11 protein-coding genes are annotated in these 16,315 nt (G+C 54.9%); 5 read left to right on the top strand and 6 right to left on the bottom strand.

Features of this window, described 5'->3' with window-relative positions; all coding sequences use genetic code 11:
- The first annotated feature begins 111 nt into the window (after positions 1-111).
- Positions 112-1,434: a DUF1015 domain-containing protein gene (locus SH302x_RS17245; RefSeq protein WP_479363651.1), complete on the top strand. Its 1,323-nt coding sequence runs from the start codon at positions 112-114 to the stop codon at positions 1,432-1,434.
- A 709-nt stretch (positions 1,435-2,143) separates the two neighbouring features.
- Here the strand turns inward: SH302x_RS17245 and SH302x_RS17240 are convergent.
- On the bottom strand, positions 2,144-2,806 hold the full coding sequence (locus SH302x_RS17240) for a Uma2 family endonuclease (RefSeq protein ID WP_479363650.1): 663 nt from the start codon (positions 2,804-2,806) through the stop codon (positions 2,144-2,146).
- Between the two features lie 265 nt (positions 2,807-3,071).
- Positions 3,072-3,734, bottom strand: a complete 663-nt coding sequence (locus SH302x_RS17235) for a Uma2 family endonuclease (RefSeq protein WP_479363649.1) — start codon at positions 3,732-3,734, stop codon at positions 3,072-3,074.
- A 394-nt stretch (positions 3,735-4,128) separates the two neighbouring features.
- Between SH302x_RS17235 and SH302x_RS17230 the strand changes: the two genes are divergently transcribed.
- From SH302x_RS17230 to SH302x_RS17220, 3 genes are all read left to right on the top strand, one after another.
- On the top strand, positions 4,129-4,884 hold the full coding sequence (locus tag SH302x_RS17230; RefSeq protein WP_479363647.1) for a ParA family protein: 756 nt from the start codon (positions 4,129-4,131) through the stop codon (positions 4,882-4,884).
- The gene (locus tag SH302x_RS17225) at positions 4,877-5,953 is read left to right on the top strand and encodes a ParB/RepB/Spo0J family partition protein (protein ID WP_479363645.1); all 1,077 of its coding nucleotides are present in this window, start codon (positions 4,877-4,879) and stop codon (positions 5,951-5,953) included. The genes SH302x_RS17230 and SH302x_RS17225 overlap by 8 nt, the downstream gene beginning before the upstream one ends.
- Positions 5,954-6,203: 250 nt before the next feature.
- Complete coding sequence (locus SH302x_RS17220; protein ID WP_479363643.1) at positions 6,204-6,497, top strand: hypothetical protein; 294 nt, start codon at positions 6,204-6,206, stop codon at positions 6,495-6,497.
- 10 nt (positions 6,498-6,507) lie between these two features.
- Here SH302x_RS17220 and SH302x_RS17215 read toward each other — a convergent pair whose 3' ends face one another.
- On the bottom strand, positions 6,508-7,251 hold the full coding sequence (locus SH302x_RS17215) for a hypothetical protein (protein WP_479363641.1): 744 nt from the start codon (positions 7,249-7,251) through the stop codon (positions 6,508-6,510).
- Between the two features lie 301 nt (positions 7,252-7,552).
- Here SH302x_RS17215 and SH302x_RS17210 point away from each other — a divergent pair, with 301 nt between their 5' ends.
- Positions 7,553-11,035, top strand: a complete 3,483-nt coding sequence (locus SH302x_RS17210; RefSeq protein WP_479363639.1) for a transglutaminase family protein — start codon at positions 7,553-7,555, stop codon at positions 11,033-11,035.
- Between the two features lie 479 nt (positions 11,036-11,514).
- On the opposite strand, the gene SH302x_RS17205 is transcribed toward SH302x_RS17210, so the two are convergent.
- From SH302x_RS17205 to SH302x_RS17195, 3 genes are all read right to left on the bottom strand, one after another.
- The gene (locus SH302x_RS17205; protein ID WP_479363637.1) at positions 11,515-12,699 is read right to left on the bottom strand and encodes a S1C family serine protease; all 1,185 of its coding nucleotides are present in this window, start codon (positions 12,697-12,699) and stop codon (positions 11,515-11,517) included.
- A gap of 186 nt (positions 12,700-12,885) precedes the next feature.
- Entirely contained in the window at positions 12,886-15,612 is a 2,727-nt protein-coding gene (gene gyrA, locus SH302x_RS17200; RefSeq protein ID WP_479369282.1) for a DNA gyrase subunit A, read from the bottom strand.
- 332 nt (positions 15,613-15,944) lie between these two features.
- Positions 15,945-16,166, bottom strand: coding sequence for a hypothetical protein (locus tag SH302x_RS17195; protein WP_479363635.1), 222 nt, complete (start codon positions 16,164-16,166; stop codon positions 15,945-15,947).
- Positions 16,167-16,315 lie beyond the last annotated feature (149 nt).

The following is a 16,315-nucleotide window of genomic DNA, read 5'->3' as shown; positions in this document are numbered from 1 at the left end:
CGCCTGATCCCAAGTGCTTTCCGAATTTGAGATTGGCGATTATAGTTGGCGGCGACAAATCTACGAGTCGCAATTGACGCCGCTCCAACATTCCAACCAATAAACTGCACAATGCCTGAAATTCAAGCTTTCCGCGGCCTACGTTTTGATCTTGCCCGCGTAGGATCGCTTTCTGACGTCATCGCGCCGCCCTACGATGTGGTGGATTCTGCTTTACAGAACCATTTGTACAACTTGAGCCCTTACAATTTCCTGCGTTTGGAGCTTAATCGGGCCGAACCGGACGACCCGGATGCCGACGCAGTTTACGCTCGTGCCGCGAACATTTTTAAGGAGTGGACTTCCGAACGCGTTTTGCAAAGCGAGCCGGATCCGGCAATCTATTTTTATACTCAAACTTTCGAGGTCGATGGTCAAACGCTTTCCCGTCGCGGCTTCATGGCCCGAGTGCGGCTGCAGCGGTTCGGCGAAGGGAACATTTACCCGCACGAGCAGACGCATGCCAAAGCGAAGGACGATCGGCTGAAGCTGACGCGAGCAACGCAAGCGAACTTGTCACAGATTTTTGGCTTGTACCCTGATCCCGAAAACTTCATCGCCGACATGATCGAAGCGACGGTTGCGGGGCAGCAGGGCTTGGTGGCAATCGATCACTTGGGAGTCAAACATACGATGTGGCCGATAGCGGACATTAACGTGATCAGTCACGTCGCGACGGCGATCGAGAACCTGCCGATGTTTGTCGCTGATGGGCATCATCGTTACGAGACAGCTTGCAACTATCGCGACGAGAGGGCTGAAGCGGCTGGCGGGCAGTTGGATAGCCAAGACCCCGCAAACTTTGTGTTGACTATGTTGGTTGGCATGAGCGATCCGGGCCTGGTGGTCTTACCGACACATCGACTTTTAAGTGGTGTGGGATCGTTGACGGCCGACGAGATTCGCGCCAAGGTCGCAGGGTACTTTGACGTGGAGTCGTTGGGCAAGGGGGCGGAGAAGGCGCATGAATGTTGGGAGCAGATGGAGTTTCAAGATGACCAGTCGATTATGGCGTTGTATTCGAAAGCGTCCGATGAGTGGTTGTTGTTGACTGCCAAACCTGAGGCGTTAGACAAGATGGCTGAGTTGTCGCCGGACCAGAGCGATGATTGGCGGAACTTAGGAGTATCGATCTTGCATCGATTGGTGATTGATGAGCTACTGGGATTTGCAGGACATCCAAAACCGACGTATGTGCATCAAGTGGATGAAGTAATTTCCGGGTTGCACGGGCAACTGGAGGGTAATCTTGAGTATCCAGTAGCGGCCTTGGTGATGCCAGCTACGATAGATCATATCCGAGCGATCTCGTTGCACGGCGAACGCATGCCGGCCAAGAGTACGTACTTCTATCCGAAGCTTGTGAGTGGTTTGGTGGTCAATCCGTTGACCTGAGCCGTCGGAAACATCGTTTAACCGCGTGGGCATCGCCCCGCGTTTGTTGTGCCTGTTCATAGTACCGCCTTTAGGCGGAATGGAGCGTTCTTGTCTGTAGGCCGGAACAAGGTCGCGTAGCTACTTGCCGGAACTACGTAAAGCCTCTCCAAAAATGTCCGATTGGGTTAATGGAGCTGATAGTCATAAAGCGACCGAAGTTCCGGCGCTGGGCTGGCGTTACTTGTTCCGGCCTACGGCTAAACGAAGGCAAAGTGATCTTACTTAACAAGTGAGCGTTAAATTGACGCCCCCTCCCCGGACGCTCGCGGAACTCGCGGCCGACCCTCCCGCAGGGAGGGTGAAGAAGGACGCGTACGCCTCTGGTTGTTCGTAGTACCGCCTTTAGGCGGAATGGGTCATTCTTGTCCGTAGGCCGGAACGAGGTCGCGTATCTTCTTGCCGGAACTACGTAAAGCCAATCAAACAATAGCTAGGCGGGTTAGTGACGTTGGCAAAGTGAAAGCGACTGAAGTTCCGGCGCTGGGCTGGCTTTACTTGTTCCGGCCTACGGCTAAACGAAGGCAAAGTGATCTTACTTAACAAGTGAGCGTTGAATTGACGCTCCCTCCCCGGACGCTCGCGGAACTCGCGGCCGACCCTCCCGAAGGGAGGGTGAAGAAAAAACGAACGCGGCAAAACAAAAGTGGCACGTAACACTAGCATTAAATTATGAAAGCATCTTGAGCAACACTTCGCGATTAAGCTCCGCATCAAAGATCGCTTGAACTGGAATCACAAAACCATCGATAACGGTCGAGCGCACTTCGCCTAGAGCAACCTTGCAAGCCAAATGATACGATGACTCGCCACTACGCAAGATATACTGCTCGACCGCTTGTTCTTCACAATCCACTAGCCAATACTCCGCGACGCCATGCAAAGCGTAATCCTTGAACTTGGTGCCGCGGTCGATCTTCTCGGTCGATGGGGAAAGCACTTCTACAATAAAATCTGGAGCCGGGAACTCCATCGTATCCGGCGTGAACGCAGTCGCTTTGGCGTTGCCAAAGAAGCAGATGTCGGGTTCGTAATCGTTACGAGTTAGACAAATCAATGCCTTCTCGCTGAAGACTTGGCCGAGATCTTGTACCTCGACGTATGTTGCCAGTAATCGAGACAATCGTTCTGTCGCTTGCAGATGTCGCGCTTTCGCGGGCGAATGCATGATAATCTCGCCAGCAATGAATTCCTGTTTGACACTAGCCGTCAGGTCTTGGCGAAACTGAGCGCGCTGTTGCTTTTCCGCCTCCAGCGTATCTCGCAAGATCTCAGCGATCATGGGCAGATCGTGCCTGGCCAGTAGTTCTTTCAAATCAAGTGGAGCGTTCATACCGTGAATTATAGCGAAGTTTCAATTGTTGGTAGTACCGCCTTTAGGCGGAATGGAGCGTTCAAGTACCGCTCTGCCTAATGGCGGGACTACAAGCATGGCTGACGGTTAAACGAAGACGCTGCGAGATCATCTGGAAATCGTGCGTCTAAATGGTGCCCCCTCCCCGGACGCTCGCGGAACTCGCGGCCGACCCTCCCGAAGGGAGGGTGAAGAAAAAACGAACGCGGCAAAACAAAAGTGGCACGTAACACTAGCATTTAATTTATGAAAGCATCTTGAGCAACACTTCGCGATTCAGATGCGCATCAAAGATCGCTTGGACTGGAATCACAAAACCATCGATGACGGTCGAGCGCACTTCGCCTTGAGCGACCTTGCAAGCCAAATGATACGATGACTCGCCACTACGCAAGATATACTGCTCGACCGCTTGTTCTTCACAATCCACTAGCCAATACTCCGCGACGCCATGCAAAGCGTAATCCTCGAACTTGGTGCCGCGATCGATCTTCTCGGTCGATGGGGAAAGCACTTCTACAATAAAATCTGGAGCCGGGAACTCCGTCGTATCCGGCGTGAATGCAGTCGCTTTGGCGTTGCCGAAGAAGCAGATGTCGGGTTCGTAATCGTTACGAGTTAGACAGATCAATGCCTTCTCACTGAAGACTTCTCCCAGACGCCGCGAATGAATGTAGTTCCTCACTAGAGTCGAGAGATTTTCTGTTGCTCGCAAATGTCGCGCTTTTGCGGGCGAGTGCATGATGATCTCGCCGGCAATGAATTCTTGCTTGACACTTGCCGTCAGGTCTTGGCGAAACTGAGCGCGCTGAAGCTTTTCAGCTTCCAGCTTATCTCGCAAGATCTCAGCGATCATGGGCAGATCGTGCCTGGCCAGTAGTTCTTTCAAATCAAGTGGAGCGTTCATACCGTGAATTATAGCGGATTTTCAGTTGTTTGTAGTACCGCCTTTAGGCGGAATGGAACGTTCTTGTCGGTAGGCCGGAACAAGGTCGCTTAGCTACTTGCCGGAACTACGTAAAGCCAATCAAACAATGGCTAGGCGGGTTAGTGACGTTGGCAAAGTGAAAGCGACTGAAGTTCCGCCGCTGGGCTGGCTTTACTTGTTCCGGCCTACGGCTAAACGATGACAATGTGCTCTTACTTAACAAGTGAGCGTTGAATTGACGCCCCCTCCCCGGACGCTCGTGCTACTCGCGGCCGACCCTTCTGAAGGGAGGGTGAAGCAGCGTTTGTGCAAAACGGTCGGCTACCCAAACCCCGCTTGACCCGTCACGTGGTAATCCTGTATTGCTCATCCCATGGACCCGTCAACTCGTATCTTCTGTATCGCAAACCAAAAAGGTGGCGTCGGCAAAACAACGACAGCCATCAATCTGGCCGCATGCCTTGCCGAAGCAGGACAACGGACGCTGGTCGTCGACCTCGACCCACAATGTAATGCCACTAGCGGGATGGGACACGAACCTGTCGACAAACATCCCCTGCTGCTCGACCAACCCCTGCGAGCAAGCACGCAATCGACCAACTTAGAAAACTTGTTCTTGGTTCCAGGCAGCAGGTCCTTTGTCGACGTCGATCGGCTTGCCAATTCCACCGAAAACGAATCCGCACAGATCGCTCAGCATCTGGCCAATGAAGCCCGCTGGTACGACGCGATCCTGATCGATTGCCCGCCTTCGCTAGGCCAGTTGACGCGAGCTGCTCTGCAAGCCAGTACGGAAGTGCTGATGCCAATCCACTGTGAGTATTTCGCGATGGAAGGCCTATCCCAAATGATTCATGTCATTCGCGACATCATGAAATCCAAACGTTACTCGCTGACGTTCGGAGGCATCCTACTTACGATGTATGACCCGCGGTTGGAGTTGACGCATGAGGTCGACAACGAGGTCCGCGAGTTCTTTGGCGAGATTGTTTTTGACACTGTAATTCCCCGCGACGTCGCACTGTGCGAAGCTCCCAGCTACGGCCAGTCCGTGCTGGATTACGCTCCGCGCAGCCGTGGTGCTCGCGCCTATATTGAACTTTGCATGGAGGTTATGAATCGTGACTAAAGACCGTCGACTTGGCCGAGGGCTGGCCGCATTGCTAGGTACGCCCGTGGATGGTGAAGAGGGCTTTGAGCACGGTTCCGGCTCGCCTCAACTGCATTCATCCGACACAAGTGCAGCTCACGAACCAGCAGCTTCGGCCGATGCAGGCCGCGTCGCCAAGATCGCCGCGCTGGCCCATGAAGCTCGCAGTCAGTCCAGCGACGACGCCGATTCGCAAGCGGTCAGCATCCCCATCCGCTCGATGGAATTGAAGGTCACCGAGATCGATACGAACCCGTTCCAACCGCGACGACAATTCAACCCCGAAGAGATTGCGTCACTGGCCGAGAGCATCAAGACGCACCAGCAGATCCAGCCTGTGTTGGTCCGCAAAGTCGGCGATCGCTACCAGTTGATCAGCGGTGAGCGCCGTTTGCGAGCGACCATCCATGCGGGGCTACCGACCATTCGCGCCGAAGTTCGCGAGGCCGACGATCGCTTGGTTTCCGAGCTAGCGATCATCGAGAACTTGCAGCGTAAAGACCTGAATGCTATCGAAAAAGCACTATCGTTCCGTCGCTACCTGGACGAACATCGCTGTACGCAAGAAGAGCTCGCGAACCGCTTGTCGCTCGATCGAACCACCATTACAAATGCCATGCGGCTGCTGGAGTTGCCTTCGTCGATCATCGATATGGTGCAACGCGGTGAGCTGACCGGTGGCCATGCCAAGCCTTTGCTAGCATTGGGGTCGGAGAAGGCGCAGTTCGAGTTGGCGCGGCAAGTGGTGTTGGAGGGTTGGAGTGTCCGGGCGGTGGAGCGTCGAGTGGGCGAGATTGTGCGAGCCGAGGACGACGAAGATGGCGGTTTAGCGACCGCGGTTGCCAAGTCGAAGAAGACGAGCATGAAGGACGATCAGTTGGCGTTGCTCGAGCAGCAGATGAAGATGGGTTTGGGGACGAAGGTGGAGATCCAGCGGACATCGCGAGGCCGCGGTCGCATTGTCGTACACTTTACGAGCTTGGAGGAGTTTGATCGATTGCACTCGATGTTCTCTGGCAAGTCAGGTTCGGGAAGCAAAGCGGCGTAGTGATTTGACACTGGTAGGGGGCAAGCGGGCCCGGAGGTTTGTAGTCCCGCCTTTAGGCGGAATTGGTTTGAGTTTTCCGCAGGTCAGTCCGGCTAAAGCCGGTACTACGAACAACTGCCCCCCTCCCCGGTCGCTCGCGGAACTCGCGGCCGACCCTCCCGAACGGGAGGGTGAAAAAGAAACACGTACGCCTGGGGCTGACGAATAAACGAAGAGTGGCACAATTCACAAGTTTCCATAGGCATCCACTATGACATTCGATTGGACAACTGCAGTTTGGCTGGTGGGAGCGTTCCTTGCGCTAACCAGCTTCCTGCGACTTTCGAACGCGCGAAGTCGCGCGCTGCATGACAAGCTGCAAACGTGGTTGACCAACGAAGTGAAGACGCTGCAACAGAAGAAGCATCTGTTTGAAGTCGTACGTAAAAAACGCGCTGAGTTGCGCATCCAGCAAGAGCTTCAAGCGGCCGCGGCCGAAGAGGAAATCAAGAAGCTGGAGATATCGAAAATGTTGAGTGAGCGGGATAAGAACAAAGCAGCTTAGCTGTAGTCACTTAGTGCCCACCATGCCCGCCATGCGAATCCGCGGCATGCCCACCGCCATGTGCGTCTCCGTGGCCATCGCCATGATCAGCGCCGTGTTCATCTCCGTGTCCGTCGTCATGATCATCGCCATGTCCGCCACCATGATCGTCTCCATGCCCACCGCCATGTCCGCCACCGTGCCCACCGCCATGTCCGCCACCATGAGCGGCTGCGGTTGCGGCGGCAAGTTTCTTCTCGGCTTCGGCTTGATAAGCTTCGTGGTCTTCACGTCGAGTAATAACCACACGCGGCACGTCCTTGTGGGATGGTGATCCGAAAGTCCACTGCAAACGCTGGTCGACGGGCCGCAGTTCGGTGATCAGGACCTCTTCCACAGAAGCTTTACCAACCGTTTGAATCATGATGTCCAGCAACTGTTGCTTCAAGTCCGACAGAATCGGATCCTGGAGCAGTTCGTTGGGCGTTTGACGCAGGAATTCTTCGATCGCTTGTCGCACTTGATTCTGGTTCAGCTCGATCAAGTGGCGAGCTTGCATGCGATGGTTGACTGGCGATAGCGAGTGGACGCGCAGTTGCAGTGGCCCCAGCGAATCGGGCCCGCGGACGACATAAGTGCCTAAATCGACTTCGCAGGAAAAGTTCTTTTTTGCCGTTGCCGCTTCCATCCGGATCATCGCTACAATTGCACCGTGCAAACCTACCAGCACAACGACCAGCAGCCCGATCCAATAGCGTTTTAGTTGATCAATCATCGCAATACATACTTGAGTTACGGCCAAAAGGGTGCGTGCAAGGCCCGCGTTCGTTGGCGGGGGAGCCGCTGCTTGGGCGGCACTTCACCGACGTATGTATGTAGGTTAGGGAATTGGACCGTGCGGTTAGTTTGCTGAAAAAATTGCGAAGTTTTGGAAAGCGTGCCTTTTTGGCTTTCTCCGCCGCCGGTTTCTCGTATCATGCAAAGGCAGCGAGATGCGATTGGGGCAGCAATTTCATCTCCGCGTTGTACATTTCAGCCCGTACAGCTTATCATTGCACCTGTAATTGAAAGTCAGAATGTCGATTCAAGTTAGTCTGCACCATCGTACTGCTTATGTTTACGATCGGAATATCTCACTTGCTCCGCAAATCGTTCGCTTAAAGCCCGCGCCGCACTGCCGCACGCCGATTTTGTCGTATACGCAGAAGGTCACGCCGTCGACGCACTTCTGCAATTGGCAACAAGATCCGCAGGGCAACTACATCGCCCGCTACGTCTTTCCTGAGAAAACCGGTCGCTTCGAGATCGACGTCTCGTTGGTCGCCGACATGGCGGTCATCAATCCGTTCGACTTTTTTGTCGACGAAGAAGCCGACACGTTTCCGTTCGCATATGACCCCGATTTAGCGGCCGACCTCGCACCCTTTCGGCGGATTGCTCCCGTCGGGCCGTTGTTGCAAGCGTGGATCGACTCGATCGATCGGACTCCAAAGAACACGGTCAATATGCTGGTCGCGTTGAACCAGCGTTTGCAATCGGAGGTCAGTTACACGATCCGCATGGAGCCCGGCGTTCAAACTCCAGAAGAGACGCTGAAGATCAAGCGCGGCTCGTGTCGCGATTCCGCTTGGTTGATGGTTCAGATCTTACGCAACTTGGGCTTTGCTTCGCGATTTGTTAGCGGCTATCTCATCCAGCTTGCCCCCGATATGAAGTCTTTGGACGGGCCCAGCGGCCCGGAAACCGACTTCACGGACCTGCACGCTTGGACGGAAGTCTACATTCCTGGCGCGGGTTGGATCGGGATGGATCCAACTAGCGGTTTGTTGTGCGGCGAAGGGCACATTCCGTTGGCGTGCACGCCAGAACCAGCCAGTGCAGCGCCGATCACCGGCGCGATCGAACTGTGTGAATCGACCTTTGAATTCGAGATGACGTTGACGCGGTTCCGCGAAGATCCTCGAACGACCAAACCGTACACTGACTTGCAGTGGCAGAAGATCAATGAAGTAGGCCGCTCTGTCGACGCACAGATCCATGCGCAAGACATGCGACTGACCGTGGGGGGGGAGCCAACCTTCGTTTCGATCGATGACATGGAAGGCGCCGAGTGGAATGGAGCCGCCGTTGGTCCGAACAAACGTCGCTTGAGCGGCGAACTGATCAAGCGTTTGCGACGTCGCTTTGCACCAGGCGGATTGTTGCATTACGGACAAGGCAAATGGTATCCTGGCGAATCGCTTCCACGCTGGGCCATGGGTTGCTATTGGCGAATCGACGGTGTCCCGCTGTGGCACAACGAAGCTTTGATTGCCGACGAAAGTCGCGACTACGGATTTAAGTTTCGACACGCGAAACGATTTGCAAAAACGTTGGCTCGCGTATTGGGCGTCGAACCGCATTGGTTGATGCCGGCTTACGAAGATCCGCTTTACTATCTTTGGCGTGAACGCAATTTGCCAGTCAATCTTGATCCCGCGGACCCCAAGCTGGAAGACCCCGAGGAGCGTGCGCGAATGGCTCGCGTCTTCAGCGAGGGGCTAAGCAAACCGACCGGAGTTGTGCTGCCTTTGAAGCGTCAGTGGCAACAGATCCAGCAACAGCAATCTGGCGGTAAGTTCGGTTATGTGTGGAGCAGTGGTCCATGGCCCGTGCGTCCCGAACAGCTCTACTTGTTGCCGGGCGATTCGCCGCTGGGCTTGCGTTTGCCATTGGATTCGTTGCCCTATCAGGGCAAGAATATGCTGGGCGATTTCTTTCCACAAGATCCATTCACGAATCGCCCCCCGCTGCCGACGGAGACGTTAATGCAGCAACGCATGGCTCGCAAGCAAGCTCAGGTCGCGCAGAGCGCTGTCGACCGCGAGAGCGTGATTGACCACGAACCGGACTACTCCGCGATGCATATCAGTTCTGGAGCGACATACGGTATGGACGCTCATGAACGCTATCGTGCTAGTTATGCGGAGCAATTGGATGAAGAGTCGGACTTGTTCGAAGCGGAAAGTACTGAACTGCCGCCATATCCTAAGGATGCGGACAAGCGACCTGTGATTCGAACGGCGATGTGTGTCGAACCGCGCGAAGGAAGACTTTATGTTTTCATGCCGCCGGTGGAACGCTTGGAAGATTACGTCGATCTGCTGGCTGCCGTCGAAGTCACCGCCGATGAACTGCATATGCCCGTGGTGATCGAAGGCTACTTGCCTCCGATGGACCATCGGCTTGGCAATTTCAAAGTGACGCCCGATCCAGGAGTTATCGAAGTCAACGTCCAGCCCGCGCGAACTTGGGACGAGCTTACGAATATTGTGACTGGTCTGTACGACGAAGCTCGACAGACGCGTTTGGGCACTGAAAAATTTGATTTGGACGGCAAGCACACTGGCACCAGCGGCGGGAATCACGTCGTCATGGGGGGGGCGTATCCGGCCGATAGTCCCTTCTTGCGTCGGCCTGATTTGCTGCGCAGCATGATCGCTTATTGGGTCAACCATCCTTCGCTTTCGTACGTGTTTGGTTCGCGATTTATTGGACCAACCAGTCAAGCACCGCGAGTGGACGAGGGCCGTCGTGACGCGATCTATGAACTGCAGATCGCTTTGGAGACATTGCCAGGTCCAAACGAAGTCGTACCGCCTTGGCTAGTGGACCGAGTGCTGCGAAACTTGTTGATCGATTTGACGGGGAACACGCACCGCTCGGAAATCTGTATCGACAAGCTGTTCTCGCCCGACAGTGCTTCGGGTCGATTGGGGTTGGTGGAGCTTCGAGCTTTCGAGATGCCGCCACATGCCCAAACAAGTTTGACGATGCATTTGTTGGTTCGCAGCTTGTTGACCATGTTTTGGAAGAAGCCTTACCAAGCACCGCTCATTGAGTGGGGTGATCAGTTGCATGACCGATTCATGTTGCCTCACTTTTTGCGGGAAGATCTCTACTCAGTCGTAACCGATCTGCAGCGTGAGGGCTTTGAGATTGATCCGGCTTGGTTTGAGCCGCACTACGAATTCCGCATGCCGATCATTGGTCATGTGTTGTATGACGGGGTGCAAATTGAGCTGCGGAGTGCGATTGAGCCTTGGTACGTACTGGGTGAAGAGCCTGGTGGGGGCGGTACGGTGCGGTTTGTGGACTCGTCGGTTGAGCGGATGCAAGTTTCGGCGAACAATCTAGATCCACGGCGTCATCAGATTTTGGTGAATGGTTTTGTTGCGCCGATGCATAACACGTCGACGCCAGGTCATTATGTTTGCGGCGTCCGCTATCGAGCTTGGCAACCGCCATCGTGCCTCCATCCAACGATCCCGGTGCATACGCCGCTGGTGATTGATTTGCTGGATGTTCGTTCGGGGCGATCGTTAGGCGGATGTACATATCATGTGGCTCATCCAGCGGGTCGCAATTATGAGACGTTCCCAGTAAACGCATTGGAGGCCGAAGCGCGTCGTGCTGCTCGCTTTAGTACGTTTGGCACGCCAGCACAGAGTCTCGTAGGTCGATTGCCTAGGAAGAATCCTGATTTCCCGATGACGTTAGATCTTCGTCGCGAGCGATGAGATTGAGTGAAGACTGAAGAGTAGTGTAGGCCGGAACTAGTAAAGCCAACTCCTGCGCCGGAACTTCGGCCGCTTGATCTATTTCAGCTTCACTAATCCAATCGGACATTTTTGGAGAAGCTTTACGCAGTTCCGGCAAGAAATGAAGCGACCTTGTTACCGGCCTACGAGCATCTTCGTTTAACCGTCAGCCGAAGGCGTACGCATCTTCGTTTAACCGTCAGCCGATAGGCGTACGCGTTTCTTCACCCTCCCTTCGGGAGGGTCGGCCGCGAGTACCGCGAGCGACGGGGGAGGGAGCGCCATTACCATGCCAACGTCCCAGACGATCCCGCACCCTCTTCGTTTAACCGCGAGCCCATCGGGCCGCGGCGCCAACGCCGACCACAACTAACGCGGGGCGATGCCCACGCGGTTAAACGACGTTCCGGCAACGACAATCGCGACCTTGTTACCGGCCTACGCCAAACGCGTTCGCTTTAATAGACCGGAGGCAGCTCCCGCAACGTAATCAGCAATTCTATACGCTGCTTGTCACGCAAAATCAGCAGCTTGATCGGCTTGTCAATCGGCGACAAGCCAACGGTCTGTACCAGATGGCCGTCATCCATAATCTTGACGCCATTGAAATACAGAATGATATCGCCGAATCGGAGCCCCGCCGCCTCAGCCGGCGATTGCGGTCGAATCGCTTTGACCAACGCACCCTCAGGTTGGCTCAGTCCATATTGCCTCGCCTTGGTCGCATCAAACTGGTTCTCCATCTGAACGCCCAGGTAAGCACGCTTCAACTGGCCGTTGCTGACCAATTGTTCCACCACGGTCGTTACCATGTTGATCGGAATCGAAAAACCGATACCTTCGTTGCCGCCCGAGTTACTTGCAATCGCGGTGTTGATACCAATGACTTCTCCTCGCAAGTTAAACAACGGCCCGCCGCTGTTGCCAGGATTGATCGCGGCATCAGTCTGGAAGAAATCCTGAATATCGATCGCTCGGTTGCCCAAGTCCAAATTGCGGCGACCTTTGGCACTGAGGATCCCCGATGTCACACTGTGATTCAATCCAAAGGGGCTGCCAACCGCAAACACTGTGTCACCACATTCCATGTTGCTGCTGTCGCCAATGCGAGCGGGTGTGAACGCGTCACCTTGGACCTGCAAGACCGCGATATCGGTCGAAGGATCGCTCCACACCCGCACCGGTTGCAAACGCCCATGATCGCTGGTCTCCAAACGAATCGACCGCAGTTCGGCCGAGTGAATCACGTGCCGATTCGTCACCACGTATTGCTGGCCGTTGACCTCGACCATGATTCCGGCTCCGGCCTCTTCAATCTTGCGAGACTCACTGCGCGAAGCGGACGTCAGCGATGAATCGCCGGCGGTGGTCTTGATCGCTTCAATGTGAACGATACTGGGCAAGACCAGTTGTACCGCGCGGCGCAGCAGCGAATACTGAGCTTCGAATCGCTGGACGTCTTCGGCCAACTGCGAGAACAAGACGTCTCGTTCCAGATCGCGATTCTTGAACTTCGGAACCGCCACTGGGTTCTGCTGCTGCACCGAAACGGGCGTCTGGGCGCGGCACGGCACCAACGACATATGGCTCAAAGACGCAATCATAGGGACCGCAAGCGTTGCCAACATTTTCCAGCGCGCCATGAAGGATGCCTCGCCTAACTCTCAAGAACCAAAAACGACCAAATGTAAATTGCCAGCAGAACGCCTCTACGCTGATCGGCGATCGAATACTAGCAAATGAGTGGACGTTGGCTAAAGCATGCGTTATTTGCCGAGAGACGGCGCGACAGAATAGTCGTGCCGTTTAGGGAATCTTGCAAAGAATTATTAAAGTTCGCCAGTCGTTTCGTCGCCTTCAACCGGCTCAATCGGCTCGGCAGGTGCAATCGGATCGACCGTTGTCGTCGCTTCGATATCGTCCACCGGCTCGACAGCTTCTACCGGTACGCGAACGACGGCTGTCAAGGAATCGGCATCGTCCATCGACATGATGCGAACGCCTTGTGTATTGCGTCCGACAATGGAGATGTCTTTGGCGGCGATGCGTTGGATCTTGCCACGCGTGGTCATCAGCAGCAGTTCGTCCGCGTCGGTGACAGGCACCACTGCGACCACGCGGCCGTTGCGCTGCGTAGTCTTGATGTCCTTGACCCCTTTACCGCCGCGACGTTGCGTACGATATCGATTGGACGAATTAAAGTCTTCTGCCTCAGGCGACTCAGCAGTCGCGTCGATCTCTTCCGCTGTAACTTCGACCGCTTCGATGACTTCGCCGTTCTCATCGACAGCCTCTTCCGGTGGCGGGGCCAGCACATCGCCAGGGCCGAACGTTGTCCGTTTGCCGTAGCCTTTCTCGCACGCAGTCAGCAACGTCGCATCCGGATCAGCGACCACCATGCCGACGACTTCGTCGCCCTTCTTCAGCTTGATCCCGCGAACACCGGACGTATTGCGACCCATAGGCCGCGCGTCGGTTTCCGCGAAACGAATGGCCATGCCATCGGCGGTCGAAAGCACGATTTGATCGTTGGGTTTGACCAGCACGACATCGACCAATTCGTCATCCTCGCGCAGTTTGATTGCGATAATGCCACCCTTCTTGGGACGGCTATAAGCTTCCAAGGCGGTCTTCTTTACGACGCCCGCTTTGGTCGCCATCATCAGGAAGTAGCCCGGCAGATCGAAGTCTCGAACCGCAACGCAGTCGCGGATTTTCTCTTCCGGAGTCAGATTCAACAAATTGACGATCGCACGACCACGGCTCTCGCGACTCATTTGCGGAATATCGTAAACCTTTTGCCAATAGACTTTCCCTTGGTTGGTAAAGAACAAGAGATAAGCGTGTGTGCTAGCGACAAACAGATGCTCGATTGGATCCTCATCTTCGGACTTGGCACCAGCAATGCCTTTGCCCCCGCGTCGCTGAGCTCGATACGTTGTGGAAGGCGTACGTTTGATGTAACCGCGATGAGAGATCGTGACCACCATCGATTCTTCGGTGATCAAATCCTCGATGTCGTAGTTGCCCAATTGCTCTTCGGAAATGTACGTTCGGCGGTTATCGCCAAAACGATCCGCCAAGTCCTGAAGATCGCTGCGGATCATCCCCAGGATGCGTTCTGGATCGCCCAAGATATCGAGGTAATCTTCGATTTCGGTCAGCAGTTCCGAATGCTCGTTGACCAGTTTTTCTTGTTCCAACCCAGCGAGCTGACCTAACGTCATCCGCAAGATCGCATCGGTTTGAATACTGGTTAAACGGAAGACATCCGTCGGCTCGTTTTCGATCTGCAGTTGTTTGTAACCGCGTTCGCCCAAAGCTCGCTCCATCATGGACGCAGGGACTTCGACGCCCATCAAGCGTTCTTTGGCTTCGGCTTGTGTTCGCGAGTTGCGGATGATCTGGATAATGTGATCGATATCAGCCAGCGCCAGCAACAATCCTTCGACCACGTGCTTGCGCTTGCGAGCTCGCAGCAACAAAAATTGCGTCCGACGACGAATGACCGTCACGCGATGCCGGATATGTTCCTGGCACATCTCTTTGATCGTCAGCTCGCGCGGCTTGCCATCCACCAGCGCCAGGAAGATCATCGAAAAAGTGTCTTGCAGCGGCGAGAACTGGTACAGTTGGTTCAAGACAATTTCGGGGTCGTGCCCTTGCTTGATATCAATCACCAAGCGGACGGGCTCCTTCAAATCGCTTTCGTCGCGAATTCCGGAGATCCCTTTGATGCGATCGGTTTTGACCAAGTCAGCGATCTTTTCGACCACGCGATCGCGGAACTGTTGGAAGGGGATCTCGTGGATGATGATTCGCGAGCGATTCTTCTTTTCTTCGATCGTGGTGCGGGCGCGTACCACAATGGTGGAGCGGCCACGCGTGTAAGCTTGTCGAATACCGGCTCGTCCGCAGATAATGCCGCCGGTTGGAAAATCGGGGCCCGGCAACACTTCCATCATTTCATCGATGGTCACGTCCGGGTTATCGATCACCTTGATAATTGCCGCGCAGACCTCGCGCAGATTATGCGGCGGAATACTAGTTGCCATCCCGACCGCGATCCCGGTCGCTCCATTGACCAGCAAGCTTGGGAATTTGCTGGGCAGCACGACCGGCTCCAAACGCTGTTCGTCGTAGGTCGGAATGAAGTCGACCGTATCCAGCTTAATATCTTCCAGCATCGACGCTGCCGCAGGGCTCAAGCGAGCTTCGGTATAACGCATGGCAGCGGCGGGCAGACCAGCGATCGAACCGAAGTTCCCTTGCTTGTCGATCAAGATATGTCGCATGTTCCATTCCTGGGCCATGCGAACTAGCGTGGGGTAGATGACCGCTTCACCGTGCGGGTGATAGTTCCCGGAGGTATCGCCGGAGATTTTCGCGCATTTGACGCGGGATGCTCCAGGAGTCAAATTCAAGTCGTTCATCGCGACCAGAATACGCCGCTGAGAAGGTTTCAGGCCGTCGCGGACGTCTGGCAGAGCGCGCGAGACGATGACGCTCATGGCATAGGTCAGATAGCTGTCGCGGAGCTCATCCTCGATCGGCATATCCGTCATGCGACCACCGTTGCCGCCGTCGCCACTTGGGACTGTTGGTGGCAAATCGCCGGTGCCGTCTCCGCTGCCGTTATTGTTTGTTGCGGGTAATTCGTCGTCGTTGGGCGGGATGTTCGACAAGCTAGCTTTCCTCGTTACAGCCGAAATTAAATCGAGCTAGCGGTGCACAAAGCCCCATTACGGCTGCGTTAGCCGCATCGGACCTCGATCTAAGGCACCATCTAGCCGAAATCCGAAGGGTATTCGAATTTCGAGCCGTAAGTATAGCAAAACTAAGCGTTTCGATAAGCGGTCTGGTCGCAGAAGTGGACGGAGAAGTCCAACTAGATGACGCCGCCATGTACGCGATAGGGGGATAAGTGCGAAGGCTGATCCAACAACCAGAAGCGTTCCCACTCGTCGACTAAGTTTCTTAGGTTCTCGGAGGTGTAAATCAGTTGCTCTGCACGCCGCGTGGGCAATGCGGAGTAGGCTGGAATTAAGCAACCGACCATCGAACTGAGGCAACCGCATACCAAAATGAGCAGACACAGTCGTTGTCGCATCGAACGATCCTCCGTGATCCCTTGATCGGCTCTGCCAGCACCCGCCGACAAACAGCACAATCGTACTTTGAATTAACTACCAAGTTGCGTAAACCGCTCGCTCGTTCCTAACCGAGCCCATCAGCCGCTCAAGAGTACCAGGCACAGCG

The sequence above is a fragment of the Njordella calcicola genome (assembly GCF_056494125.1).
The sequence above is the reverse complement of the archived record's forward strand: the minus strand, read 5'-3'. Positions and strand labels throughout refer to the sequence as shown.